Raw genomic sequence first — 24,477 nt, 5'->3', positions numbered from 1 at the left:
TCAACCTCGATGGTGCCGATTCCATCAACCCCGGAATGCTTTCCTTCGGCATGCCGCTCCTATAAGGCTGACAGGGGATTTGCATCGCTGGTTTGAAAGCAAGAGGACAGGAATGAGCGACGAGCCGGACATGGCGGAGGAACGGCGGGAGCCGAGCGAAGGTTCGCCGCCAATCTTCAACCTGCCACAAAGTCTGGTGGTGACATTGGCCCTGCTTGCCGGACTCTATGTTATTCAGGAATATCTGCTGGACGACGCAGCGCGGGCCGAGTTCATCTTCACGTTGGCCTTCATCCCGCTACGTTACGGTATCCCTTTGGGGGACCAGGATCTCGCCTGGTTATGGTCGCCGGTAACCTATTCGCTCCTCCACGGCGGCGTTGAACATATCCTCTTCAATGCGCTTTGGCTCATGGCGTTCGGGGCTCCGGTCGTCAGGCGCATCGGGACCTTCCGATATGTGGCGTTCTGGATTCTCTCCGCCGTAGCGGCCGCCTTTTTTCATGCGCTGCTCAACTGGAACAACGAAACCCTTCTGATCGGAGCATCGGGCGTCGTTTCAGCGCTTATGGGGGCTGCATGCCGGTTCGCTTTTCCAGGCGACCGGGGCTACGACAGGACCCACGGCCATCTCTACCCGCGGCAATCAATCCTCGGCTCCTTCAGAAACCGGACCGTCGTGATCTTTACCGCAATGTGGTTCGCCGGCAATCTTCTGATCGCCTTTGGAGTGCAATTGTTCGGCGCAGATCTGGGGCCGATTGCCTGGGACGCCCATATCGGCGGCTTCCTGTTCGGCTTCCTGCTCTTCGGATTGTTCGATCCCGTTCCTCCGAGCCGCGTGCCGATCACACAACCTTGATATGTTTTTGACTTAGCTCTAAAATTCGCCGCAGGCAGGGAGTCTTCACTGCGCATCTGCGCCGATCCTTGGGGGAGGGCGGCGTCTCAGCCATTCTGGTTTACGAGGAGAGAGCCATGGCAATAGTCGTCAAGAATATGCTCGATGCAAAAGGTCACGATGTCGTAACGGTGAGCCCGGATCGGACGCTGCTGGACGTCGCAGGCATGCTGCACGAAAAGAAGATCGGCGCGGTGGTGGTCATTGGCATGGAGGGCCGGATTGCCGGCATCTTTACCGAACGTGACCTCGTACGCTCGATCGCAACCAAGGGTCCCGGCGTGCTCGACCAACCGATCAAATCCGCCATGACCACCAACGTGCATCGGTGCAAGGAGGAAACGACCGTTGACGAATTGATGGGTATCATGACTGGCGGACGCTTCCGTCACGTGCCGGTCGAAAAGGACGGGAAACTCCTCGGCATCATTTCGATCGGGGACGTCGTCAAGTCGCGCATCCGGGAGATCGAGCTGGAGGCTGAACAGATCAAGGCCTACATCGCAGGTTGATCTTACCTTCGTGGCCCCGCCGCCGGGCGAGGTCACTTCTCCTCCTAGCGGGCAAACACTTCCTGCATCCGTTTGAGCGCAGAAATCTGCGCCATCGTCTCGGCATAGCCACGATCGATCGCCTCGCCAGCGCGATGAAATTCGGAAAGCCCTATATCGGCGAGGCGAGGATGTAACGCGAGATCGGGCGGATCACCGGCGAGCCTTGCGCGCGAAATCCGTTCCTGGATGATGTTGAACGCCTGAACCATCGTACCGGTAACTCCGACCCGCACGCCGTCCTTCTTTCGCTCGTCATCAACGGGCTGGACGCTGGCGCTGTGCTTGACCACCGCAGACCGGCCGAAGATTTCGTAGTTCAGGTTGACAGCGACCACGAGCGGCTGCTCGTAGGCTCGGCAGACGGAGGTCGGGACGGGATTTACGAGAGCGCCGTCGACCAGCGTCCGGTTGTTGCATTTCACCGGCTCAAAAATGCCAGGGAGTGCATATGAGGCCCGCAGGCCGGTAATCAGCGATCCGCTGGAAATCCAAACTTCGTGGCCCGTATGGAGTTCTGTCGCCACCGATACAAACGGGCGATCGAGATCTTCGATCGCGAGACCTTCAAGATGCTCTTGCATCCGCTTCGTCAGCCGCATACCGCCCAAGAGGCCGCCGCCGCCGATCGTCAAATCCAGCAGCCCCGCAATACGTCGCATGGTGAGCGAACGGGCAAAGGTTTCCAATTCGTCGAGCTTGCCGGCCAGATAACAGCCCCCGACGAGGGCACCGATCGATGTGCCGGCGATCATTCCGACTTCGATGCCGGTTTCGTCCAGCGCGCGCAGTACGCCGATATGAGCCCAGCCACGGGCAGCGCCTCCGCCAAGGGCGAGCGCAAGCTTTGCTTTTGGAGGAGGCTCGATGATCGGGGGACGTGGTGGCTCCATCGTCTGCGTGCCGCCGCCTTCGGCAGGCGCAGCTTGCGGATCGTGACGACTCCAACTCCAGTTCAGCATCGACTAAAACCCTCCAAGCTGAACAACCCCCGGTCTGGCGATTATAGCGCGCGGACAGGTTTCGAAATCGTTTACCCGACTTTTCCGTGTCGAAAAACGAGGCAGTTGCTTATTTGGTTCCCCCGTCCGAATAGACGGCTTCCGGATCGAAATGGCGCACGTCGTCGGCGATTTCAAGGACAGCGCTGCTGTCACTTTTTCTTACCGTCCGATAGAAACAGGAGCGACGACCTGTGTGGCATGCCGCGTCATGTCCGGCGACTGAAACCTTCAGCCAGACGGCATCCTGATCGCAGTCGGTTCTGAGCTCGTGCACCGTCTGGAGATTGCCGGATGTCTCGCCCTTCTTCCAGATCCTGCCGCGCGAACGGCTGTAGTAATGAGCGATGCCGGTCTCGATGGTCAGCGCCAGGGCCTCCGCGTTCATATGGGCGACCATCAGCAGTTCGCCGTCGCGGGTATCGGTCACGACTGCGGTGACGAGGCCATTGCCGTCGAATCGCGGTGTAAAGGCACCTGGACCCTCGATTTCGGCCTTGTCTGCCGAAGATTTTTCAAAAGAGATCGACATAGGGGATCTGGGCCCGTCAGCGGTTGCGGACGAACGTGAAGAATCTCGCCTGCTCGGCGGCATTCGTCTTGATCTCGCCGGTGAAGGTTGTCGTGATGGTTTGCGAACCCTGTTTCTGCACGCCGCGCATTTCCATGCACATATGCTCCGCCTCGATCATCACGGCAACGCCGCGAGGCTTCAGGGTTTCCTCGATCGCATGCGCGATCTGAGCAGTGAGATTTTCCTGCGTCTGCAGGCGCCGGCCAAAGATCTCCACCACCCGCGCAATCTTCGAAAGGCCAAGGACTCGGCCGTTCGGCAGATAGCCGACATGCGCCTTGCCCTTGATCGGCAGCATGTGGTGTTCGCAGTGGGAGAAGAACGGAATATCGCGCACGAGCACGATGTCGTCGTAACCGGAAACCTCCTCGAAGGTGCGGCCCAGAACTTCCTCCGCAGACTGTTCGTAGCCACCGAACAGCTCGCGATAGGCGGCAGCGACCCGCTTCGGCGTGTCGATCAGGCCTTCGCGCGCAGGATCGTCGCCTGCCCAACGAAGCAAAACCCGTACAGCTTCCTCAGCTTCCTGCTGGGATGGGCGGACCAGCTTCTCTTTCGAGGCCGGGAAATTCTTCACTATGGCATCCATCTATCGTCTCCCGATGCGGTTCAAGGCCGCATCCGACTGGCTTTACTCAAAGACTGAACAGTGTGAGGGCATCACGACTGATTTTTATGCAATCTGGTGCTATCTGATCGTTAGCAGTGGTTTTGACAAGGTATGCTATTCCCATTTCGGATGGATTTCGTGAAAACATCCTTCCTTGATGACGCCTTGCGAAAACCACATATAGTGGCACAAGCCCCTTTATGGTAGTCCGCGGCGAGCGAGACAATGTGTTCAACATGGCGATGGCCTTACAAGCGAGCCTGAAATGGACGAAATCTACAACAGCAAGATTCTCGAATTCGCCGGCAACATCACCCATGCGGGCAGCCTGCCGGATGCGGATGCGAGTTCGGAAAAACATTCCAAGCTCTGCGGCTCCAAGGTACGGGTCTATCTGAAGCTGGATCACGGCACAGTCACGGACTTTGCGCATGAAGTCCGGGCCTGCGCGCTGGGGCAGGCATCGTCATCGATCATGGCACGGCACGTCATCGGCGCGACGACCGATGAGATCCGCAAGGCCCGCGAGGACATGCTTGCCATGTTGAAGGAGGGCGGCGAGGGTCCCGAGGGCCGCTTCGAGGACATGCGCTACCTGAAGCCGGTCAAGGATTACAAAGCCCGCCATGCTTCCACGATGCTGACTTTTGAAGCCGTGGTCGACGCGATCAATCAGATCGAAGTGAAGGAACGGTCCGAGGCGGCCGCCATCTGACCATGTGCGACAGTCCGGATTGCCGACATCCCCAGCCACAGCAACGATCGCGCCGCTCCCGCAACTGGACGGGCCCGTTTCGCAAGACGCCGGGTAGACTTCTCGGCATGGGGCTGATCCGCCTCTACCAGCTGACGCTATCCGGATTCATCGGCAATTCCTGCCGCCATATTCCGACCTGTTCGGAATATGGCTACGAAGCGATCGCGCGCCACGGATTGTGGCCGGGAGGATGGCTTACCTTGTTCCGCGTCGCCCGTTGCGGGCCGGGCGGAAGCGGCGGACTGGATCCGGTGCCCGGCCTCCTTGACCAGCGCCTGCACTGGTGGACGCCCTGGCGCTACTGGCGAGGGTCTTCGCGCAAGGCATCGCAGCAGCAATGATCTACGTCGCCCTGCTTCACAGCATCGTTCTCGGGGCCGGCAGGCGGGTCGTCATGGCTGACCTGCGCAGGATGGCCGGAGACATCGGGTATACGGATTGCCGTACACTGGTCTCCACCGGCAACCTCGTTTTTCAAGCGGCTCAGTCGTCCGTTTCCGATATCGAAGCGGTGCTGGAAACCGCTTTCGCCAACCGCTTCGGCAAGCATGTCGACATCCTGGTGCGCTCGCGGGAAGACTGGCTCAGGCTTGCCGCGGCCAATCCGTTTCCCGGAAGGGACGGTTCCGAAGTCGGAGTGCGGATCATGCGCAGCCCGCTCGATGAAAGCATCAAGAACTTGCTCGAACGACATAGAGACAGAGAACAGATAGCGGTCATCGACGGCAATCTCTGGGTCGATTTCGGCGGAAAGGCGAGCGAGACGAGGCTTCTCTCCGCGATGACGACGAAGAAGCTCGGCATAGGCACGAGCCGCAATGCCAACACCGTCGCCCGCCTCGCCGAAATGGTCGCCTGACCCGCCGGCCGCCTTTACTAAATCGGCGAAACACACTATCACCGCGCCCGTTAGCAGCCGGGCAATCCGGCCATTTGCCACCACCCGCATTCGTTGGCGGGACTGGACAGGAGAAAGACATGTCCCAATCCGTTTCCCTTACATTTCCCGATGGCTCCGTCCGCGTTTTCGATGCCGGAACGACCGGCCGCGACGTTGCGGAATCCATTTCCAAGTCCCTCGCCAAGAAGGCGGTCGCGGTTGCCATCAACGGCACCTTGCAGGACCTTGCCGATCCGGTGACGGGCGGCGCGATCGAAATCGTGACCCGCACCGATCCCCGCGCGCTGGAACTGATCCGCCACGATGCGGCGCACGTGATGGCGGAAGCCGTGCAGGAACTCTGGCCGGGAACGCAGGTCACCATCGGCCCGGTGATCGAGAACGGATTCTACTACGACTTCAAGCGTGTTCACCCGGATACGCGCGAGGATTGGCCCTTCACACCCGATGATCTGCCGAAGATCGAGGCGAAGATGAAGGAGATCATCGCGCGCAACGATGCCTTCACCAAAGAAGTCTGGCCACGCGAGAAGGCCCGCAATATCTTTGCCGATATGGGCGAGGGCTACAAGGTCGAGCTCGTCGATGCGATCCCGGAAGATCAGGACCTCAAGATCTATCGCCAGGGCAAGTGGTTCGACCTCTGCCGCGGGCCGCACATGGCCTCAACCGGCCAGATCGGCACAGCGTTCAAGCTCATGAAGGTGGCCGGCGCCTACTGGCGCGGAGATTCCAACAACGCGATGCTGACCCGCATCTACGGGACAGCCTGGGCCAGCCAGGAAGATCTCGATCAATACCTGCATGTGCTGGCCGAAGCGGAAAAGCGCGACCACCGCAAGCTCGGCCGGGAAATGGATCTCTACCATTTTCAGGAAGAGGGACCGGGCGTCGTCTTCTGGCACGGCAAGGGCTGGCGTATGTTCCAGACGCTGACGGCCTATATGCGCCGCCGGCTTTCCGGCACCTATGAGGAAGTCAACGCGCCGCAGGTCCTCGATGCCTCGCTTTGGGAAACCTCGGGTCACTGGGGCTGGTACCAGGAAAACATGTTCGCCGTAAAATCGGCCTATGCCTTCACCCATCCGGACGACAAGGAAGCGGACAACCGCGTCTTCGCGCTGAAGCCGATGAACTGCCCGGGCCACGTGCAGATCTTCAAGCACGGTCTCAAGTCCTACCGCGAACTGCCTATACGGCTTGCAGAATTCGGCCTTGTCCATCGTTACGAAGCATCCGGCGCGCTTCACGGATTGATGCGCGTTCGCGGCTTCACCCAAGACGATGCGCATGTCTTCTGCACCGAAGAGCAGATGGCCGCCGAGTGCCTGCGCATCAATGATCTGATCCTTTCCGTCTATGAGGATTTCGGGTTCAAGGAAGTCGTGGTGAAACTCTCCACACGGCCGGAAAAGCGCGTCGGCTCCGACGAACTGTGGGACCGCGCAGAGAGCGTCATGACGGACGTCTTGAAGACGATCGAGGCGCAGTCCGGCGGGCGCATCAAGACCGGCATCCTGCCGGGCGAAGGTGCGTTCTACGGCCCCAAGTTCGAATATACACTGAAGGACGCCATCGGCCGCGAATGGCAGTGCGGCACGACGCAGGTGGACTTCAACCTCCCGGAACGGTTCGGCGCCTTCTATATCGACCAGAACTCGGAAAAGCGGCAGCCGGTGATGATCCATCGCGCCATCTGCGGCTCGATGGAACGGTTCCTCGGCATCCTGATCGAGAACTTCGCCGGGCATATGCCGCTCTGGTTCGCGCCGATGCAGGTCGTCGTGGCGACCATTACCTCGGACGCGGACGACTATGGCCGCGAAGTGGCCGAAGCGCTGCGCGATGCCGGGCTGGTGGTGGAAACCGATTTCCGCAACGAGAAGATCAATTACAAGATCCGCGAGCATTCGGTCACCAAGGTGCCGGTCATCATCGTCTGTGGCAAAAAGGAGGCGGAGGAACGCTCTGTCAACATCCGCCGTCTCGGATCTCAGGCCCAGACGTCAATGAAGCTCGAAGAGGCCATCGCTTCGCTCGGTGAGGAAGCAACACCTCCGGATCTGCTGCGTCGGATAGAGGCAAAGAAGGCCGCTGCGGCCTGATCACCAAGCCGACAGCACCTGCCATCCGCAGGCGCTGTCGGCTATCCTTTTCCGCACATTCGCGGCTCCAGACTGTCGGCGGTGTGAAAATTCAGCAAACCGGCAAAGGTCAATTCTGCTGGTTCGACGTATCGGCGACTTGCGCTGCATCGCGCATCAGTACTTCGACCTCGGTATTGCCGCCTGCCTTGACGGTGAAGGATCGCTGATAGATCTTGTTCTTGTTGCGAGCGACGGCGAGATATTCGCCTTCGGCCAGTACCATGGTCGAAAAGGCGCTGACGCTTTCGTTGACAACGTCGCCGGCAGCCGTCAGTACCGACCAGGCTGTGTCGGCTATGGCCTCGCCGCCGGGCTGCGATACAAGTTTCAAGGTGATCTGCGCTGCACGATGCTGCAGCACGGCCTGGGTAAGTTTGCCGGCCTCCACCTGGATATCAGCCCGTACCACAGCATTGACGTCACCGTATTCTGAGACGATGTGATAGGTCCCGGCGTTCAGCCGCACGACAGTGTTCGGCTTGACATCCGCCATGACAAGCGGACGGTCGCCGTTTTCCCGAACCTCCGACGAATAGACCGAGAAGCTGAGTTCGTTCGGCGGAATGCGCTGGTCGGCGCCTGCGACAGCGTTGAGGACAAAGCCGCCGGCATCAAGGACCAATGTCTGCTTCGACACGTCGCCGTCGGCGGGCACGTTCAATTTCTTGGTGACGCCGGCGCGACCGAAGGCGCAGTTGACGAAATAATCGCCCGGCATCAGCTGGAACGCGGCCGAGCCGCCCTCCGAGCTTGCCACGAGCGGCAACTTGCCGTCTTCGCCGGCAATCGGGCTGAAGACACGCCAGACGAGGCCTTCCTGCATGACGTCGCCGTCCGCCGTCAGCTTGGCGTCGAAAAGCACATCTTTCGCGGCGATGCCGGCGGTTCCGCCGGGCAGCGCCGAAAAAGCATTGAGCTTCGGCATTTTTGCGGTGCTGTCGAGCTGGCGGAAATTCCTGAAGGCATCGTCCTGGCCGAACGCACTGGCGGTGACGCCGAAAGCCATGCTTCCAGCGAGGATCCAGCGTGCCGCGAAGGAAGTGCCTGACATCTGTTGTGTACCGGTTGACTCTTCTTTTCCGAAACGTCACTTGAAGACCAATGCCAAGGCAATTTCAAGACCTTCCCACCGCATTCCGTTCCCAGTGAAAGTTTTGACCATGCAAAATGACATAAAGCTCATCGACTTCCTGCGCGACAGGCATTCCACACCCGTGGCCCAGATCAGGGAGCCCGGCCCATCGCAAGAAGAACTGGAAGCGATCCTCACATTTGCCACGCGCGTTCCAGATCACGGCAAGCTGGCGCCGTGGCGTCTGGTCGTTTACCGCGGAGATGTGCGCAAGAAGCTCGGAGAGGTCTTCCTTGCCATCGCCCTGAAGAATACGCCCGACATGACGGATGCCGCCAAGCAGGCCGAACTTACCCGCTTTAGCCGGGCACCGCTCGTGGTCGGCGTCGTCAGCACGGCCGCGCCGCATGTCAAGATTCCGGAATGGGAACAGCAGCTTTCTGCCGGAGCCCTGTGCCTCAATATGCTGATAGCAGCAAATGCACATGGCTACGTCGCCAACTGGCGCACCGAGTGGATTGCCTATGACGAGGAGGCGCTTGCGCTTCTCGGCATCAAGCCGCGCGAGAAAGTCGCCGGATTCATCCATATCGGCTCCAGCGATTTCCAGACGCCCGATCGTCCGCGGCCGGAACTTTCGCAAGTCGTCACCTATGCAGGCGAAGGCGAGCCCTGATGTTTTATGCGACCAATACCAATCAGCATGGCCTGAAGCACGATCCTTTCAAGGCAATCGTGGCGCCTCGCCCGATTGGCTGGATCGGCACGAAGGGCAGGGACGGCTCTCTGAACCTCTCGCCCTATTCCTTCTTCAACATCGTTTCCGACCACCCGAAATTGGTGATGTTTTCCTCCAGCGGCCGCAAGCACAGCCTGCAGAACGCCGAAGAGACGGGTGTTTTCACCGCAAGCCTCGCAAGCCGGCATCTTGCCGAGCACGTGAATGCTTCATCGGCACCTGTCGCTTATGGAATCAGCGAGTTTGAAGTGGCGGGGCTGACGCCGAAGATGGCGGAATTGGTCGATGCTCCCTATGTCGCCGAAGCCTATACGGTGCTGGAGTGCCGAGTGACGGAGATCATCCAGCCCAAAGGCCTGGACGGAAAAGGTGCCGAAGCCTTCATGGTCTTCGGGCAGGTGGTCGGCATCCATATCAGCGAGGATATTGTACGGGACGGTCGGATCGACATGAGTCTGGCAAGGCCGATCGCACGCATGGGCTATCGGGACTACGCAGACGGCGGGTCGGATGTCTTCGAAATGACCCGGCCAGGCAGTTGATCCGAAAAAATCTGATTAATTATCGGTATTTCCGATGTTAGCCGGCTAATTTTCCCATGAAAACCGCTATTGCGCGCCGCGATGCACGTGGATGTTAGACCAGCTTCATCGGCTTCATCCGAGATGGTATCCACCGCCATGATGCCTGCCGCCGCAGCCGCAAGCCCGATGGTGCCGCGGGCAAGCGAAGCGATGTCTGAAGAAGGGGAAGAGACGCCTTCCACATGCCAGCCAAGGCCGCTGACGCGCCTGCTACAGCGCTGGAAGCTCTTCGCGGCGAGTATCCCGGCAGCATCTGCAAGCGCGACGATGCTGGTGTCAGAACCGGAGCGGCCGGCCTTCGCCTCTGCGACCCGCAGAAGTACGTCGAGATGCTGGATGTCCGCGCCGCTGCGTGCACCGGCGAGAAGCACCGAATCGACCTCCGTCCGCACCGCCAGTTCGACGGCGGCCTCAGTGCGGCCGGAAGAGATTGGCGGCAGCAGGACGCAGAGCGGAGTTGGCGCCTGGGTCCAAAATCCATGGAGATCTTCCAGAGCCTGCCACGACTCAGGAGGCCTAGTCAGATCGACGACGATCCTGTCTGCGCCGCTGCCAAGTATCTCCGCCGGATCGGCAGACGGATGAACCAAGAGCCATGAGCGGATTTTCCAAGGGTTTTCCATGGTTAACAAAGATGGTGAACCAATCTTAAACTTTTTGCCCGTAGCGTATTTTCAACCAGCCAGGCGCGCGTTCTGGCATTAGTTATCGGGGCTGGGCGTGATCGTACAGGCATTTCTTCGTTGGGCGGAAACGGCAAGGGCGGCAGACAGGGCGAAGGCGGCCAGCGCTCTTGGCCGGGCTTATCTGCGCTCGGCGCTGACCCCGGAACACCGGCGTGCCGCAGCGTTCGCGTTGACGCATCTTCTCGATGATCCGTCACCGCTGGTGCGGCTGGCACTGGCGGAGGCTCTCGCCGATGCCGTCGAGGCACCCCGGGCAATCATTCTTTCGCTTGCAGAAGATCAGCCTGAAATCGCCTGCACGGTGATAGCCCGCTCGCCCGTGCTCGCCGAAGGCGATCTCGTCGATCTCATTGGGCGAGGCGACAGCCTGACCCGAGGAATGATTGCGGCAAGGCGCACGCTTTCGCGCGGGGCCGCCGCGGCAATTGCCGAAATCGGGTCCGAAAACGAGGTGACAATCCTGCTCGAGAACGAAACCGCCTCGGTCACCCGAATTTCGCTGCGGCGTATTGCAGAACGGTTCGGGCATTGCAGCGAGATCCGTAACCTGCTGCTCGACCGGGAAGGCCTGCCGGCGGACGCACGGCATATGCTGGTGAACCAGATTTCTACAGCTCTCGCCAATTCAGGCCTGATGCGCGCTGTCCTTACGCCGGCTCGCATAAGCCAGGTCACGCGGGAAGCGGGAGAGGCGGCGGCAGTCACGATTGCCGGATTTGTAGGAGTGCTGGAGATTCCCGGTCTCGTCGAGCATTTGCGGGCGGCAGCGTGTTTGACGCCTGCATTCCTCATTCACACGCTCTGCAGCGGCAAGGTGGATTTTTTTGCCGGCGCGATAGTAGCCCTTTCCGGTCTGGACGACCGGCGTGTTCGGGCCATCCTCGCGACCGGGCGGATGCATGCGGTCCGTGCACTTTTTGAATCCTGCGGGCTGCAACGGGATATCGCGGTCGTGTTTGTGGAGGCCGTCTTTCTCTGGCGCGATGCCGCGGCAACGGGCGCGGCCGAAAGCATATCCGCTCAACTGCTGAAGAGGTTCCAGCGGGCGGAGATGCAGATCTCGCCGGTCACCGAGCTTCTGAGCATGATCGAAAAGCTTCATCACCTCGAGATCCGGCTCAATGCGCGCTCCTATGCAAGTGAAGTAGCGCTGGCTGCCTGACGGTTCAGCGCTGGAATTTCTTCGCAACCCAGGAATATCCGTCTTCGACCAGCCGCACCGGCTTTGTCATCAGCGTCGCCACGCCTTCGGTCGTCGGCAAGACGTTCCTGACCCGCTGGATGGCACGACCGGCGAGCGTCTCCTTTTCCTGCTCCGTTACCTCCGGAGTTGGTTGCGCCGGCTCGGATGTCGCCACGGCGGGTTTGTCCTGCGGCAAAGGAACATTGGCGACTTCGGACGCCTCCGGCTTCTGGCATACGGCGATAATCATCGGATAGGGCTGGTTGGCATAGCCGGCGAGCTGCTGTTCCGACACCGCATCGCACATCTCGATGGTCGGCCAGCGGTTTTCCACCGTAGCGACGTAACGGCAGTCGGTTCCGGCGTCGTTGCAGCCGAGGATGGTCATAACGATGAGTGCGGCGTTCATGTCGTTTCCCTGTGGTGATCAACGTCACTAAGTCACCAATCTTGACGCGACCAAGGCAGTCTTCATAGATGCGTTGCCAAGATGACCGAATCCGGCAGGAACGAAAGCCAATGACCGTCACAATCGCTCTCGAACCGCCTCGACAGGCAGAGGTCTTGAGGCTTCTGGAGCTCTCCGACGCTTTTGCTGCCTCCCTTTACCCCGCAGAGAGCAACCACATGGTGGACATTTCCAGCCTCGAAGGGCCTGGCGTTTCATTCTTCGTGGCGCGCAACGGTGACAGGGCGGTCGGCTGTTGTGCACTCGTAGAGGCAGGCGACGGCACTGCCGAAATAAAACGTATGTTCGTGGACGAGGCTGCCCGCGGCCTGAAGCTGGGGCGCCGGCTGATGGAAATTGTCCTCGAACGGGCCAAAGCGCTCCACCTCTCGGCCATCCGACTGGAAACGGGAATTTACCAGCCGGAAGCGATCGGGCTCTATCGTGCCTACGGCTTCCTCGAGATCGACGCCTTCGGCGACTACATGCCCGATCCCTTGAGCATCTTCATGGAGAAGAGGCTTTCCTGACCGGCAGTTCGGGAGGAAACTCCTCGACGGTTGCCGCGGAGGCAACGCGATCGACAGGTTCCGATTCCGGCCCTTCGGCCATCCGCGCTTCACGGATCCATTCACGCCAGATGGAGACCAGCAGCGCCATCAGCACCGGACCGATGAACAGGCCAAGGAAACCCATGGTGCTGACGCCGCCGACAAGGCCGAAGAAGGTCGGAAGGAACGGCAGCTTGATGGGGCCGCCGACGAGCCGGGGCCGCAACGTCTTGTCCACAATGAAAAGCTCGACCGTTCCCCACAGGAAAAGACTGCCGCCGGCGACATAGGAACCATTCGCCACCAGATAAAACGAGATGAGGGTGAAGGAGAGGGGGGCGCCGCCCGGGATAAGCGCCATGATGCCGGTAATGACGCCGAGGGTGACGGGCGAGGGGACGCCCGCGATAAAATAGGCGACGCCGAGAACGATACCTTCTCCAATTGCGATCAGCGTCTGGCCGGTGACCGTGGAGCTGATGGTTGCAGGGACCACGCGCGATATACGCTCCCAGCGCGACGGGAAGATGCGCTCGCCGAGCAGGTCGATCTGTTGGGAAAAGGAGGCGCCGTCGCGATAGACGAAAAAAAGCGCGATCAGCATGAAAAGCAGCATCAGCAGCAGATGGAAAGCACCGCCGCCGGCAGCCACCACCGCGCGATAGATGTTGCCGATGTTGGCGCCGCTGACGAGCTGGATCAGCTCGCCGATCGCGCCGGGAGAGCCGATATGTTGGACCCACTGCACGCCCATCCATTCGCCTGCCCAGGGCAAACCGATAATCCAGGCCGGCGGAGGAGCCCCGAAGCGATTGACCTCGGCAGCCCAGACGATCCATTGCCGAACCTCGTCGATCGTATAGGAGACGGCGATTCCGATCGGAACGATGAGAAAGGTCAGAATGAAGATAATGGCAAGGGTGGCACCAAGCGTGGTGCTACCGCCGATGCGGGCGAGAAGCTTGCGGTAAAGGGGCCAGCTTGCGAAACCAATCACCAAGGCGGCAAGAACAGGGACGACAAAACCGTGGAAGAAATAGATGCCAGCCGCGGCGACCAGCACCAGGAGCCAACGTGCGGCCGAGATTGGCGGGATCAGAGCCACCCTCGGCGCGGCTGGCCCCAGCCACCGCGGCTCCTTCGGTCCATTGCGATCGTTGTTCAGACTCACCCGTTGTCCTTCCTGGTTTCGCGTCATATGGCGTTTGCTGCGCCAGGCTACAAGACTATGCTCTTCGCCGTTAAAAGGAAGCTTACTTACTTGCCCTAGACGCCAGATGCGATAGAAATATGAAATCAGCCTCCGGTTACGGTCGGAATTGCAAATCAACCTTCTTGATGGGGCTTCTCTGAGCCTCGACGGAATGCGGAGGTGTCCGCCGCTGTTTTGCGGCCTGGCGGGACCCACCTCAGGGACTTCAAATATGCCTTCCATGCATACGGTCGACCTAACGAACTGCGACCGAGAGCCTATCCATATCCCCGGCAGCATTCAGCCTCACGGATGCCTTTTGGCTTGCGATGCCGCTGGGGCAGTCGTCGTTCAGCATTCGGAAAACGCTTCGGGAATGCTTTCCGTGCCGGGCGATCTCAATGGACAACGGCTGGAGGAGGTTGTCGGTGGGGAGGCCGCGCACGCGTTGCGCAATGCGCTTGCGACCTGCGACGACCCGGCGCGGCCGGCGCTGAGGCACGGCCTGCGGCTTGCCTCCGGCGCAATCTTTGACGTTTCCATCCACACGCTAAACTCCAAGGTGATCCTGGAGTTCGAACCGGCATCAACCGATTCCGACCAGCCACTCGAAGTTGCCCGAATGCTGATCAGCCGCGTCCGCAACATGACGAGCCTAGATCGATTGATCGAAAACGGCGCACGGCTGATGTATGCCATGCTCGGATATGATCGGGTCATGATCTACCGCTTCGAGGAAGACGGGGCCGGAAAGGTCATCAGCGAATACAAACGCAGGGATCTGGAAAGCTTCAAGGGCCAGTATTTTCCCGCGGGCGACATTCCGAAACAGGCTCGAGCTCTCTATGTTAAGAACACGATCCGGGTCATCTCGGACGCCACCAATCCGCGCGTATCGATAGTACCGGAAGTGGATGATGCGGGAGAGGCACTCGATCTTTCCTACGCTCATCTTCGCAGCGTCTCGCCCATCCACTGCGAATATCTCCGCAACATGGGCGTCGCCGCGTCAATGTCGATCTCGATCGTGATCGATGACGAGTTGTGGGGCTTGATCGCCTGTCACCACTATTCGCCGAAGGTTCTTTCCATGCCGCAGCGCGTGGCCGCCGAAACCTTCGGGGAATTCTTTTCCCTGCATCTCGGTACTCTCAAGCAGCGGCAGCTCATGAACGCTGCGGACAGCGCCCGGCGATCCCTGGACCGTTTCCTGCAAGCCGCCTCCCATCATGCCGATGTCAGCGCTCTGCTGCGCAACTCACTTTCCGATTTCGGCAAGATGCTGCCATGCGATGGCGTCGGGTTGTGGTTGGACGGTGGCTGGACCACTGATGGAGCAGCACCGCTTCGTCATTCTGCAGAGGACCTGGCAACCCAGATCGGCGAGCTCTCGGGTGGAAAGATCTGGGCGAGCCATCAGATTTCCAGGGACTTGTCCGGGGTGGTCGCTCTGCCCGAGGACATCTGCGGCGTGCTGGCGATCCCTCTCTCCCAAAGGGCGCGGGACTACCTGTTTTTCTTCCGTCGAGAGATGGTTCAGGCGCTGAACTGGGCGGGCAACCCTGAAAAGTCCTATGATACGGGTCCGCTCGGAGACCGGCTGACGCCTCGAAAAAGTTTTTCCATCTGGAAGGAAACGGTGCGGCAGCAGGCTGCGCCGTGGACTTTGAGCGATCGAGAAATCGCGGATGCCATCCGTGCCGTTCTGGTCGAGATCGTTCTGCATCAAAAGGAGCTTCTGGCGGATGAGCGCGGCAAGGCGGACCTTCGCCAGCGCATGCTCAACGAGGAACTGAACCACCGCGTCAAGAACATACTATCGGTGATCAGGGCGCTTGTGGGCCATTCGATCGAGGCCGATGTCAGCCTGAAAGACTATATCGGTTCGTTGAAAGGCCGCATTCAGGCACTGGCTTTCGCCCACGACCAGGTGGTGCGCGGCGGGGATGGCGGGGTTTTGTCGGATCTCCTGGAAGCCGAACTGAAACCTTATAGCGAAGGCACTCGCAAGCTTAACCTCAAAGGACCGCGCGTTTGGCTCGATAGCCGAGCCTTCTCCGTAATGGCGCTTGTATTTCATGAAATGTCCACCAACGCTGCGAAATACGGCTCTCTTTCGGTGCCCAACGGACAGCTCGATATCGAATGGTCAAAGCTGGCGAATGGCGATTGTGAGCTTTTCTGGACCGAAAGCGCAGGCCCGCCAGTCAATCCTCCCAGCCGCAGCGGCTTCGGCAGCGTTCTGATCACCCGTAGCGTCCCGTACGAGCTGGAAGGGGCGTCGAAGGTTGAATACAGAAAAGAAGGCGTCACGGCTCGCTTCCTGGTTCCATCCAAACACATTCACGGTGACGATGAACCGATGGAGATCGAAGAGCCGGAAGCAATCCCGGAACCTCCCGGAAAGGCGGGGCTTTCCAAGCTGAACGATTTGGAACTCCTTCTCGTCGAGGACCAGATGCTGATCGCCGCCGATGTGGAAGCAATGCTCGCCGACTACGGAATCGCCAAGGTAACGACCACGCCTTCTACGGCCGACGCCTTCCGCAAGCTCAAGAATTTCACCCCTGACGTCGCCATCCTGGACGTCAACCTCGGTTCGGATACGTCTCTGCCGATAGCCGAGGAACTGATCCGGCGCGATGTGCCGTTCATCTTCGCAACCGGCTACAGCGACAAATCGATTATTCCCTCGACCTTTACAGCCCCCGTAGTCCGAAAGCCTTACGAGGCGGCGGCGTTGATCGGCGCCGTTACCAAGGTGCTTGGCGACAGGTATTGATCAGATATCGAGATTGTCGGCGAAGGCAGCGCGCTCCTGGATGAACCGGAAGCGAGCGTCCGCCTTGGTCCCCATCAGGTTGTCGACCGCCTCGCGGGTGCCCTCAAAATCCACGTCATCGATGGCCACGCGCAAGAGCGTGCGGTGGGCCGGATCCATCGTGGTTTCCTTGAGCTGCGCCGGCATCATCTCGCCGAGGCCTTTGAAGCGCCCGATTTCCACCTTCTTGCCCTTGAACACCGTTTCCATAAGCTCGGCGCGATGCGCATCGTCGCGGGCGTAGACGGTTTTTGCGCCCTGGCGCAGCACGTAGAGCGGCGGCACGGCGAGGTAGAGATGGTTGCCGCGGATCAGCTCCGGCATTTCCTGGTAGAAGAAGGTAATCAGAAGTGACGCGATATGAGCGCCGTCGACATCGGCGTCGGTCATGATGATGACGCGCTCGTAGCGAAGATCTTCCTCGCGGTATTTCGTGCGTGTGCCACAGCCGAGCGCCTGGATGAGATCGGCGATCTGCTGGTTGGCGGAAAGCTTCTCACGGCTGGCGCTGCCGACGTTCAAAATTTTACCGCGGAGCGGCAGAATCGCCTGATTGGCGCGATTGCGGCCCTGCTTTGCCGAACCGCCTGCCGAATCGCCTTCGACGATGAAGAGTTCGGCACCCTCGGCCGTGTTCTGCGAGCAGTCGGCAAGCTTGCCGGGGAGGCGCAACTTGCGGACCGCCGTCTTTCTGTTGACTTCCTTTTCCTTGCGCCGCCGCAGGCGCTCCTCGGCGCGTTCGATCACCCAGTCGAGGAGTTTCGCCGCTTCGTTCGGATTGCCGGCGAGATAGTGGTCGAAGGGATCGCGAAGCACGTTTTCAACAAGACGCTGCGCTTCGACCGTCGCAAGCTTATCCTTCGTCTGGCCGACGAATTCCGGTTCGCGGATGAAGACGGAGAGCATGCCAACGGCTGAGATCATCACGTCGTCGGTCGTGATCTGCGCAGCCCGCTTGTTCTGGGTCAGCTCCGCATAGTTCTTCAATCCCTTGGTCAGCGCGATGCGCAAACCGGCTTCGTGCGTGCCGCCTTCAGGCGTCGGGATGGTATTGCAATAGGAATGGACCTGCGGGTCGCCACCATACCAGGTGATCGCCCACTCCATGGCGCCGTGTCCGCCGGTCTTTTCGGTCCGGCCGGCAAAGATTTCCCGGGTGACGGTAAAATCCTTGCCAAGGGTGGCAGATAGATAATCTTTCAATCCGCCCGGAAAGTGAAAAACGGCCTTTTCAGGAATTTCGCCGCCGGCAATCACGACGCCCGGATCGCAGCTCCAGCGGATTTCCACGCCTCCGAAGAGATATGCCTTCGAACGGGCCATGCGGAAGATCCGGCCGGCGTCGAACCGCGCGTGCTCGCCGAAGATCTGCGGATCGGGGTGGAACCGCACCCGGGTGCCGCGGCGGTTGTGGACGTCGCCCAACTCTTCCAGGCCGCCCTGCGGTACGCCACGCGAAAAGCGCTGGCGATAGAGTTTGCGGTTGCGGGCGACTTCGACCTCGAGCGAATCCGACAAGGCGTTGACGACCGAAACACCGACCCCATGCAGACCGCCGGAGGTTTCGTAGGCCTTGCCATCGAACTTACCACCCGCATGAAGCTTGGTCATGATCACTTCGAGGGTCGACTTGCCCGGCACCTGCGGATGGTTCTCGACCGGAATGCCGCGACCGTTGTCGGTGACCGTGAGGAATCCTTCCGAATCCAGATGCACTTCGATGAAATTCGCATGGCCGGCAACGGCCTCGTCCATCGAGTTGTCGATGACTTCTGCAAAAAGGTGATGGAGGGCCTTCTCATCCGTGCCGCCGATATACATGCCCGGACGCATCCGCACCGGTTCCAGACCTTCGAGCACCCGGATCGACGATGCGCCATAGTCGTCACCGGAGGATTGCGCCGGGGCAGGGCGCGGTGTCGAGGGCTCGGCCTTTATGGCGGGCGTAGGTTCGGCGGCGACTGGCTTTGACGTCAAAGGCAGTTCGGCGAAAAGGTCGTTATTGTCATCCATCGGCTGTGTCGGTACTACCTGTCGGGGTGCGGAGGAAGAAGCCATACCCATCTCGTGCTGTTTCGAATCACTCGCGATTCTGCCAGAAACCCGGCCTTTTCGCGATGTCGCGAGGAAACGTCTATGCGAGGAATGCGTTGCGCGGCCGCGAATGGCAAGGCGCTACGGATGCAGTAAACAGGTGATGCCGACCATGTCCACAATTCATTTCGTCTCAGGCACGGTTTTTGCTGGTCTGCTCGCTTTTGTCGGCCCGTCCGCTGCGGCAGCAGACGGCCCGATCAAACCGTTCAAGGACGATCTTTTTTCAAATCAGACAGTGCTGCGGACCGAGGATGGCGGCGCTTACGAGGTGATCGACTACCAGGAAATGCGCGACATCAACGGCCGCGATCGGGAGCCGGAACGCCGCGTCAAGGACGCCTATGTCTCAGTGGGGGTGCGGCGCCACCAGGAGAACGAGACGCTGGCAATCGAAAACCGAGCGATTGATGTCACCAGGGTGGGACAGGCCAAGGGTGCGACCTTTACGGTCATCTTCATTCACGGGCGGGGAGGCGACAGACGGCTCGGGGCGAACGACTATACATTCGGCGGCAACTTCAACCGCCTGAAGAACCTCGCCGTGAACAATGGCGGAACCTATTATGCGCCGAGCGTCACCTCCTTCGATGACAAGGGTATCGCCGACATCGCCGCATTGATCCGCCATTCCTTCCAGCAATCCTCCGGCCGGCCGGTGATTCTTGCCTGCGCGTCGATGGGAGGCTTCATCTGCCAGGGGATCAGTAGCGACCCGGAGGCTGCGCGTCACCTAAAAGGCATGGTGTTGCTCGGCGGACCTTCGGACTCGAAGCTGCCAACAAGTCCTCTCGCAGAGGCGAAGGTACCCATCTACTTCGCCCATGGAAGTGCCGACAGCGTCTATAAAGCGGAGGAGCAGACAGCGATCTATCGCAAGCTCAAGCGCGCCGATTATCCGGTCCGCTTCGCCTTGTTTCAAACGGGCAGCCACGGCACGCCGATCCGAATGGTGGATTGGCGCAAGGCCTTGAACTTCGTGCTGGGTGCCCGCTGAACTGGACACAACAACCGAAGTCTTTGAACAAACCTCGTCTTTTGCGTACCAATTTTCGCAGGAAGCGTCTAAACACTTGCCATATCCGCGGAGGTTTCGGTCTTGGCCGACAGGATCGTAAGAAAGAGGAATAGCTGCCTATGACGCCAGATGTGCGCCCGCTCGTTGCCGGAAACTGGAAAATGAACGGCACTCGTGAGTCCTTAAACGAGATCAAGGCTATGGCCGAAGGTGTCCAGGGCGCCTTGTCGGAAAAAGTCGACGCGCTGATCTGCCCTCCGGCGACGCTGCTCTATGTGGCGACGGCGCTGTGCACCGACAGCCCGCTGGCGATCGGCGCGCAGGACTGCCACCAGAAAGGCAACGGCGCCCACACGGGCGATATTTCCGCGGAGATGATCGCCGACTGCTTTGGGACCTATGCCATCGTCGGCCACTCCGAACGGCGCACGGACCACGCAGAAAGTGACGAGCTCGTGCGCGCCAAGGCGGAAGCCGCATATGGCGCCGGCCTCACGGCCATCGTCTGCATTGGCGAAACAGCCGATGAACGCAAATCCGGCCAGACGCTCGATATCTTGAAGCGTCAGCTCGCGGGCTCCGTTCCGGCCGCCGCCACGGCAAGCAACACCGTCATTGCATATGAGCCCGTATGGGCGATCGGCACGGGGCTTACACCGACGACAGAGGACGTGAAGGCCGCCCATGCCTTCATGCGCTCCGAACTTGCCGCTCGCTTCGGCGAGGAAGGCAGGCGGATGCGGATCCTCTATGGCGGATCCGTGAAGCCTGCCAACGCCAAGGAACTGATGAGCGTCGACAATGTCGACGGGGCGCTGATCGGCGGCGCCAGCTTGAAAGCGGCCGACTTCCTCGCCATCTATCGCGTCTATGACGGGCTGAGCGCCTAAAGCTCTTCAAGGGGCTTGGAATGCGCGCGGCTCTCATGTAAAGAGCCGCCAACCTCTTAAGTTGCCTCCGCTCCGGAGGCATGGATTTTGATATGCAGACCGTTCTGATCGTCATTCACCTCATGATCGTGCTCGCGTTGGTGGGCGTTGTGCTGATCCAGCGCTCCGAAGGCGGCGGGCTCGGCGTCGGCGGCGGCTCCGGCTTCATGTCGGCACGCGGCACAGCCAATGCGTTGACCCGCACGACGGCCATTCTTGCGACGCTCTTCTTCATCACGTCGCTGGCTCTTGGCATCCTGGCGCGCTACGAAAGCCGTCCGAGCGATATCCTGAACCGCATTCCCCAGAGCCAGCAGGGCCAGGGCGGCGGCATTCTCGATCAGCTTGGCCCGGCGCCGACCCAGGCTCCAGCGCAATCGGGCAACGGCGTTCCTTCGGGTTCCGGCGCTGCGGCACCGGCGCCTGCAGCACCCGCAACGGGCGCTGCTCCGGCTCCCGCAGCCCCGGCCGCGCCAGCGGCACCGACGGGTGTACCGACCGGTCAATAAGACACGGTCGACGCTTCAAGCTCCGGCGGGCCAAAAGCCTGCCGGTTTTATTTTGTGAAGATTCCACAGGCGTTTTCGTCGAACGGACGATTTGGACTGGCGGAATCACCAATGAAAAGGTATCCGGTGACTCCCATGGCGCGATATGTATTCATCACTGGCGGCGTGGTTTCCTCCCTCGGAAAGGGAATTGCGGCCGCAGCACTTGGAGCACTGCTGCAAGCCCGGGGTTACCGGGTGCGGCTCAGAAAACTCGACCCCTATCTCAATGTCGATCCCGGCACGATGAGCCCGACCCAACACGGCGAGGTCTTCGTGACGGATGACGGAGCGGAGACCGACCTCGATCTTGGGCACTACGAGCGCTTTACGGGGCGTTCGGCGACCAAGACCGACAACATCACCACGGGTCGCATCTACAAGAACATCATCGACAAGGAACGGCGCGGCGACTATCTCGGCGCGACAGTGCAGGTCATTCCTCACGTCACCAACGAGATCAAGGATTTCGTCGTCGAGGGCAATGGCGACTACGACTTCGTCATCTGCGAGATCGGCGGCACGGTCGGCGACATCGAGGCGATGCCTTTCATGGAAGCGATCCGCCAGCTCGGCAACGATCTGCCGCGCGGAACCGCGATCTATGTCCACCTGACCCTGATGCCCTTCATTCCGGCCGCCGGCGAGCTGAAAACCAAGCCCACCCAGCATTCGGTCAAAGAACTGCAGGCACTCGGCATTGCACCCGACATTCTTCTCGTGCGCGCCGACCGGGAAATCCCCGAAGCCGAACGCCGCAAGCTGTCGCTGTTCTGCAACGTGCGGCCGTCTGCGGTCATACAGGCGCTCGACGTCGCCAATATCTACGACGTGCCGATGGCCTATCACAAGGAAGGCCTGGACAACGAAGTTCTCGCCGCTTTCGGCATCGAGCCGGCCCCGAAGCCGCGCCTGGAGCCTTGGGAAGAAGTCTGCAACCGCATCCGAACGCCGGAAGGCGAAGTGACGATCGCCATCGTCGGCAAATATACCGGCCTCAAGGATGCCTATAAATCGCTGATCGAGGCACTGCATCACGGCGGCATCGCCAACCACGTCAAGGTCAAGCTCGAGTGGATCGAATCGGAGGTCTTCGAGAAGGAAGACCCGGCGCCGTGGCTGGAAAAAGTCCATGGGATCCTGGTGCCGGGCGGCTTCGGCGAGCGTGGCGCACAGGGCAAGATCAATGCGGCCCGTTTTGCGCGTGAACGCAAGGTGCCGTATTTCGGCATCTGCTTCGGCATGCAGATGGCCGTTATCGAGGCCGCCCGCAACCTTGCGGGCATCGAAAAGGCATCGTCGACGGAATTCGGTCCCTCAAAGGAGCCTGTGGTCGGTCTGATGACCGAGTGGGTGAAGGGCAACGAGCTCGAAATCCGCTCGGCTGCCGGCGACCTCGGCGGCACGATGCGGCTTGGCGCCTACAAGGCGGCCCTCAAGAAGGAAACCAAGATCGCCGACATCTACGGTTCGACGGATATCTCCGAACGCCACCGTCACCGCTATGAGGTGAACGTGGATTACAAGGAGCGGCTGGAGAATTGCGGGCTGGTCTTTTCAGGCATGTCTCCGGACGGCCTCCTGCCGGAGACGATCGAGTATCCCGATCACCCGTGGTTCATCGGCGTTCAGTATCATCCGGAGCTGAAGAGCAGGCCGCTCGATCCGCACCCGCTCTTTGCGAGCTTCATCGAAGCGGCCCTGGAACAGAGCCGCCTCGTTTGATGCAATCAAGAAAACCCGGTGCTCAGGCCCGGGTTTTCTTTCAGGCGGCCTGCGGTACCGGTCCGATATAGGCCGACCGCGGACGGATCAACCGTCCTTCGAGCGCTTGCTCGCGAGCATGCGCGATCCAGCCGATCGTGCGACCGATCGAAAAGACACCCGTAAATGCCTTACGCGGAAACTTCAGCGCGTCGAGTAGCAGGGCGGTGTAGAACTCCACGTTGACATCATGCGTGCGGTCGGTCTTGCGTTCTCTCAAGATTGCAAGGGCTGCCTGTTCGACCGCTTCGGCGAGCCGGATGCGGTCGGCATCAACCTGGCCCGTGGCGACCAGGGGAACGAGCGCTCCCTTCAACGCGTCGGCGCGCGGATCCCTCACGCGATAGATGCGGTGGCCAAAACCCATCAGACGTTCACCGCGATCGAGCGCCTGTCCGAGCCATTTCCTTGCATTCTCTTCGGTACCGATGGCGTCAAGCATATCCAGCACCGGCCCCGGCGCTCCGCCATGCAAAGGTCCTTTGAGGGCGCTGATGGCGGCCAGTACCGAAGAGGTGAGGCCGGCCTTGGTGGAGGCTATCACGCGAGCGGCAAAGGTCGACGCATTGAGGCCGTGGTCCGAAATCGTCACCAGATAGGCATCCAGCGCCGATACCTGCTCGGCAGTCGGCAGGCTTCCCGTCAACATTGCAAGAATGTCGGCGGACTGGGACAGCGACGGGGTGGGAGCGACCGGCGCCTTACCCTCCCGAATCCTCAGGATCGCCGGCAGGAAGACGGCGGGGGCGGCAAGCAAAAGGAGCGCGGTCCCGAAGTCGTCACCGTCCGGAAGGCGTGCGATTAGGGCGCGCACGGCATCGACAGGCGGAAGGTCCGTCAGCGTGCCATCCATCGCCTGCACATGAACAAAAACTTCGCCACGCGCCCGCCCCAGAGAAGCCCGCAGTTCTGCGGCTCCGATCGGGCGTTCCAGCAGTTCATCGAGCAACAAGGCGGCGACGTCCTCGTAGCTAGAATCTTCAACGAGCTCTTCCAGCGATATGCCGCGTATGATCAGCCGGCCCGCATCTCCATCGACGTCAGAGAGCCGGGTTTCTGCGGCAATGACGTCTTCAAGTCCGTTCTTCATGGGTGTTTCTCCAATGAAAGAACACAAGGGCAAGAACGCTTATTTTCGCGGCTTTTCCTTGGGTTCGGTTATGTTTTGACCGGCGTTTGGGCCCGATCAGTTAAAGCTTCTCGGTTCGCAGAACGGGTTTTTGCCCGCCTGCGGTTCTGAACCATTCTCCAATTCGTGACCCTAACGCCGGTCTGTTTCCCGGCTTCGGTCACAGAGTGGCGTTCGGCTCCCGGCTTCCCATTCTCCTTTAAGAGCGCAACCCAGGCCTGCCGGGCTCGCTAGCTTCCCATCAGGACAACCGGGATATCGTCGACGACATGCCTTC

General features: G+C 60.3%; 24 protein-coding genes. 15 read left to right on the top strand and 9 right to left on the bottom strand.

Translation table 11 applies throughout. The features are described 5' to 3' along the window. Positions 1-112: 112 nt before the first annotated feature. Together C5L12_RS22315 and C5L12_RS22310 are read left to right on the top strand one after the other, a co-directional pair. Positions 113-862 (top strand): rhomboid family intramembrane serine protease, encoded by a 750-nt coding sequence (locus tag C5L12_RS22315; protein WP_105374268.1) that lies wholly within the window; start codon positions 113-115, stop codon positions 860-862. Between the two features lie 116 nt (positions 863-978). Then, a complete protein-coding gene (locus tag C5L12_RS22310) occupies positions 979-1,413 on the top strand; it encodes a CBS domain-containing protein (RefSeq protein WP_105374267.1) in 435 nt (144 codons plus the stop codon). A 44-nt stretch (positions 1,414-1,457) separates the two neighbouring features. Here C5L12_RS22310 and C5L12_RS22305 read toward each other — a convergent pair whose 3' ends face one another. From C5L12_RS22305 to folE, 3 genes are all read right to left on the bottom strand, one after another. Next, entirely contained in the window at positions 1,458-2,414 is a 957-nt protein-coding gene (locus tag C5L12_RS22305; RefSeq protein WP_105374266.1) for a patatin-like phospholipase family protein, read from the bottom strand. A gap of 109 nt (positions 2,415-2,523) precedes the next feature. Beyond that, entirely contained in the window at positions 2,524-2,985 is a 462-nt protein-coding gene (gene hisI / locus C5L12_RS22300) for a phosphoribosyl-AMP cyclohydrolase (protein ID WP_105374265.1), read from the bottom strand. Between the two features lie 16 nt (positions 2,986-3,001). After that, entirely contained in the window at positions 3,002-3,616 is a 615-nt protein-coding gene (gene folE / locus C5L12_RS22295) for a GTP cyclohydrolase I FolE (RefSeq protein WP_105374264.1), read from the bottom strand. Between the two features lie 286 nt (positions 3,617-3,902). Between folE and C5L12_RS22290 the strand changes: the two genes are divergently transcribed. The 4 genes from C5L12_RS22290 to thrS all read left to right on the top strand — a co-directional run bounded on the left by C5L12_RS22290 (position 3,903) and on the right by thrS (position 7,400). Further along, positions 3,903-4,352, top strand: a complete 450-nt coding sequence (locus C5L12_RS22290) for an iron-sulfur cluster assembly scaffold protein (RefSeq protein WP_105374263.1) — start codon at positions 3,903-3,905, stop codon at positions 4,350-4,352. Between the two features lie 2 nt (positions 4,353-4,354). Continuing rightward, a complete protein-coding gene (yidD, locus tag C5L12_RS22285; protein ID WP_105374262.1) occupies positions 4,355-4,735 on the top strand; it encodes a membrane protein insertion efficiency factor YidD in 381 nt (126 codons plus the stop codon). Further along, on the top strand, positions 4,732-5,253 hold the full coding sequence (locus C5L12_RS22280; RefSeq protein ID WP_105374261.1) for a DUF1697 domain-containing protein: 522 nt from the start codon (positions 4,732-4,734) through the stop codon (positions 5,251-5,253). The genes yidD and C5L12_RS22280 overlap by 4 nt, the downstream gene beginning before the upstream one ends. Positions 5,254-5,372: 119 nt before the next feature. Continuing rightward, on the top strand, positions 5,373-7,400 hold the full coding sequence (thrS, locus tag C5L12_RS22275) for a threonine--tRNA ligase (protein WP_105374260.1): 2,028 nt from the start codon (positions 5,373-5,375) through the stop codon (positions 7,398-7,400). A 109-nt stretch (positions 7,401-7,509) separates the two neighbouring features. On the opposite strand, the gene C5L12_RS22270 is transcribed toward thrS, so the two are convergent. Continuing rightward, positions 7,510-8,493 (bottom strand): hypothetical protein, encoded by a 984-nt coding sequence (locus tag C5L12_RS22270; RefSeq protein ID WP_105374259.1) that lies wholly within the window; start codon positions 8,491-8,493, stop codon positions 7,510-7,512. A 109-nt stretch (positions 8,494-8,602) separates the two neighbouring features. Between C5L12_RS22270 and C5L12_RS22265 the strand changes: the two genes are divergently transcribed. Both C5L12_RS22265 and C5L12_RS22260 read left to right on the top strand, forming a co-directional pair. After that, complete coding sequence (locus tag C5L12_RS22265) at positions 8,603-9,190, top strand: nitroreductase family protein (protein ID WP_105374258.1); 588 nt, start codon at positions 8,603-8,605, stop codon at positions 9,188-9,190. Then, positions 9,190-9,795, top strand: a complete 606-nt coding sequence (locus C5L12_RS22260; protein ID WP_105374257.1) for a flavin reductase family protein — start codon at positions 9,190-9,192, stop codon at positions 9,793-9,795. The genes C5L12_RS22265 and C5L12_RS22260 overlap by 1 nt, the downstream gene beginning before the upstream one ends. On the opposite strand, the gene C5L12_RS22255 is transcribed toward C5L12_RS22260, so the two are convergent. Beyond that, complete coding sequence (locus tag C5L12_RS22255; protein WP_157949100.1) at positions 9,744-10,469, bottom strand: hypothetical protein; 726 nt, start codon at positions 10,467-10,469, stop codon at positions 9,744-9,746. The genes C5L12_RS22260 and C5L12_RS22255 overlap by 52 nt on opposite strands. Before the next feature lie 88 nt (positions 10,470-10,557). On the opposite strand from C5L12_RS22255, the gene C5L12_RS22250 reads away from it, so the two are divergent. Continuing rightward, positions 10,558-11,685, top strand: coding sequence for a DUF2336 domain-containing protein (locus tag C5L12_RS22250; protein ID WP_105374255.1), 1,128 nt, complete (start codon positions 10,558-10,560; stop codon positions 11,683-11,685). A 4-nt stretch (positions 11,686-11,689) separates the two neighbouring features. On the opposite strand, the gene C5L12_RS22245 is transcribed toward C5L12_RS22250, so the two are convergent. After that, entirely contained in the window at positions 11,690-12,115 is a 426-nt protein-coding gene (locus C5L12_RS22245) for a hypothetical protein (RefSeq protein ID WP_105374254.1), read from the bottom strand. Between the two features lie 110 nt (positions 12,116-12,225). Between C5L12_RS22245 and C5L12_RS22240 the strand changes: the two genes are divergently transcribed. Next, on the top strand, positions 12,226-12,684 hold the full coding sequence (locus C5L12_RS22240; RefSeq protein ID WP_105374253.1) for a GNAT family N-acetyltransferase: 459 nt from the start codon (positions 12,226-12,228) through the stop codon (positions 12,682-12,684). On the opposite strand, the gene C5L12_RS22235 is transcribed toward C5L12_RS22240, so the two are convergent. After that, positions 12,662-13,903, bottom strand: coding sequence for an AI-2E family transporter (locus tag C5L12_RS22235; protein WP_105374252.1), 1,242 nt, complete (start codon positions 13,901-13,903; stop codon positions 12,662-12,664). The two genes, C5L12_RS22240 and C5L12_RS22235, sit on opposite strands and share 23 nt — an antisense overlap. A gap of 226 nt (positions 13,904-14,129) precedes the next feature. Between C5L12_RS22235 and C5L12_RS22230 the strand changes: the two genes are divergently transcribed. Further along, a complete protein-coding gene (locus tag C5L12_RS22230; RefSeq protein WP_105374251.1) occupies positions 14,130-16,679 on the top strand; it encodes an HWE histidine kinase domain-containing protein in 2,550 nt (849 codons plus the stop codon). Here the strand turns inward: C5L12_RS22230 and parE are convergent, their stop codons facing one another. Continuing rightward, positions 16,680-18,731, bottom strand: coding sequence for a DNA topoisomerase IV subunit B (gene parE, locus C5L12_RS22225; RefSeq protein WP_105374250.1), 2,052 nt, complete (start codon positions 18,729-18,731; stop codon positions 16,680-16,682). Between the two features lie 193 nt (positions 18,732-18,924). Between parE and C5L12_RS22220 the strand changes: the two genes are divergently transcribed. From C5L12_RS22220 to C5L12_RS22205, 4 genes are all read left to right on the top strand, one after another. Then, positions 18,925-19,809 carry an alpha/beta hydrolase gene (locus tag C5L12_RS22220; RefSeq protein ID WP_105374316.1) on the top strand — a complete coding sequence of 295 codons (885 nt, stop codon included), beginning with the start codon at positions 18,925-18,927 and terminating at the stop codon, positions 19,807-19,809. A 140-nt stretch (positions 19,810-19,949) separates the two neighbouring features. Next, complete coding sequence (tpiA, locus tag C5L12_RS22215) at positions 19,950-20,720, top strand: triose-phosphate isomerase (RefSeq protein ID WP_105374249.1); 771 nt, start codon at positions 19,950-19,952, stop codon at positions 20,718-20,720. Positions 20,721-20,812: 92 nt separating this feature from the next. Further along, positions 20,813-21,268, top strand: coding sequence for a preprotein translocase subunit SecG (secG, locus tag C5L12_RS22210; RefSeq protein WP_105374315.1), 456 nt, complete (start codon positions 20,813-20,815; stop codon positions 21,266-21,268). A gap of 135 nt (positions 21,269-21,403) precedes the next feature. Next, on the top strand, positions 21,404-23,032 hold the full coding sequence (locus C5L12_RS22205) for a CTP synthase (protein WP_170109124.1): 1,629 nt from the start codon (positions 21,404-21,406) through the stop codon (positions 23,030-23,032). A 40-nt stretch (positions 23,033-23,072) separates the two neighbouring features. Here the strand turns inward: C5L12_RS22205 and C5L12_RS22200 are convergent, their stop codons facing one another. Then, positions 23,073-24,161, bottom strand: a complete 1,089-nt coding sequence (locus C5L12_RS22200) for a citrate synthase/methylcitrate synthase (protein ID WP_105374247.1) — start codon at positions 24,159-24,161, stop codon at positions 23,073-23,075. Positions 24,162-24,477 lie beyond the last annotated feature (316 nt).

This window comes from Neorhizobium huautlense (genome assembly GCF_002968575.1).
GTDB classification, from domain to species: Bacteria; Pseudomonadota; Alphaproteobacteria; order Rhizobiales; family Rhizobiaceae; genus Neorhizobium; species Neorhizobium huautlense.
The sequence above is the reverse complement of the archived record's forward strand: the minus strand, read 5'-3'. Positions and strand labels throughout refer to the sequence as shown.

What these genes read in the sequence shown, in the direction of transcription:
- C5L12_RS22315 (WP_105374268.1), top strand. Translation starts at nt 113, where the DNA reads ATGAGCGACGAGCCGGACATGGCGGAGGAACGGCGGGAGCCGAGCGAA.
- C5L12_RS22310 (WP_105374267.1), top strand. Translation starts at nt 979, where the DNA reads ATGGCAATAGTCGTCAAGAATATGCTCGATGCAAAAGGTCACGATGTC.
- C5L12_RS22305 (WP_105374266.1), bottom strand. Translation starts at nt 2,414, where the DNA reads ATGCTGAACTGGAGTTGGAGTCGTCACGATCCGCAAGCTGCGCCTGCC.
- hisI (WP_105374265.1), bottom strand. Translation starts at nt 2,985, where the DNA reads ATGTCGATCTCTTTTGAAAAATCTTCGGCAGACAAGGCCGAAATCGAG.
- folE (WP_105374264.1), bottom strand. Translation starts at nt 3,616, where the DNA reads ATGGATGCCATAGTGAAGAATTTCCCGGCCTCGAAAGAGAAGCTGGTC.
- C5L12_RS22290 (WP_105374263.1), top strand. Translation starts at nt 3,903, where the DNA reads ATGGACGAAATCTACAACAGCAAGATTCTCGAATTCGCCGGCAACATC.
- yidD (WP_105374262.1), top strand. Translation starts at nt 4,355, where the DNA reads ATGTGCGACAGTCCGGATTGCCGACATCCCCAGCCACAGCAACGATCG.
- C5L12_RS22280 (WP_105374261.1), top strand. Translation starts at nt 4,732, where the DNA reads ATGATCTACGTCGCCCTGCTTCACAGCATCGTTCTCGGGGCCGGCAGG.
- thrS (WP_105374260.1), top strand. Translation starts at nt 5,373, where the DNA reads ATGTCCCAATCCGTTTCCCTTACATTTCCCGATGGCTCCGTCCGCGTT.
- C5L12_RS22270 (WP_105374259.1), bottom strand. Translation starts at nt 8,493, where the DNA reads ATGTCAGGCACTTCCTTCGCGGCACGCTGGATCCTCGCTGGAAGCATG.
- C5L12_RS22265 (WP_105374258.1), top strand. Translation starts at nt 8,603, where the DNA reads ATGCAAAATGACATAAAGCTCATCGACTTCCTGCGCGACAGGCATTCC.
- C5L12_RS22260 (WP_105374257.1), top strand. Translation starts at nt 9,190, where the DNA reads ATGTTTTATGCGACCAATACCAATCAGCATGGCCTGAAGCACGATCCT.
- C5L12_RS22245 (WP_105374254.1), bottom strand. Translation starts at nt 12,115, where the DNA reads ATGAACGCCGCACTCATCGTTATGACCATCCTCGGCTGCAACGACGCC.
- C5L12_RS22240 (WP_105374253.1), top strand. Translation starts at nt 12,226, where the DNA reads ATGACCGTCACAATCGCTCTCGAACCGCCTCGACAGGCAGAGGTCTTG.
- C5L12_RS22235 (WP_105374252.1), bottom strand. Translation starts at nt 13,903, where the DNA reads ATGACGCGAAACCAGGAAGGACAACGGGTGAGTCTGAACAACGATCGC.
- C5L12_RS22230 (WP_105374251.1), top strand. Translation starts at nt 14,130, where the DNA reads ATGCCTTCCATGCATACGGTCGACCTAACGAACTGCGACCGAGAGCCT.
- parE (WP_105374250.1), bottom strand. Translation starts at nt 18,731, where the DNA reads ATGGATGACAATAACGACCTTTTCGCCGAACTGCCTTTGACGTCAAAG.
- C5L12_RS22220 (WP_105374316.1), top strand. Translation starts at nt 18,925, where the DNA reads ATGTCCACAATTCATTTCGTCTCAGGCACGGTTTTTGCTGGTCTGCTC.
- tpiA (WP_105374249.1), top strand. Translation starts at nt 19,950, where the DNA reads ATGACGCCAGATGTGCGCCCGCTCGTTGCCGGAAACTGGAAAATGAAC.
- secG (WP_105374315.1), top strand. Translation starts at nt 20,813, where the DNA reads ATGCAGACCGTTCTGATCGTCATTCACCTCATGATCGTGCTCGCGTTG.
- C5L12_RS22205 (WP_170109124.1), top strand. Translation starts at nt 21,404, where the DNA reads ATGGCGCGATATGTATTCATCACTGGCGGCGTGGTTTCCTCCCTCGGA.
- C5L12_RS22200 (WP_105374247.1), bottom strand. Translation starts at nt 24,161, where the DNA reads ATGAAGAACGGACTTGAAGACGTCATTGCCGCAGAAACCCGGCTCTCT.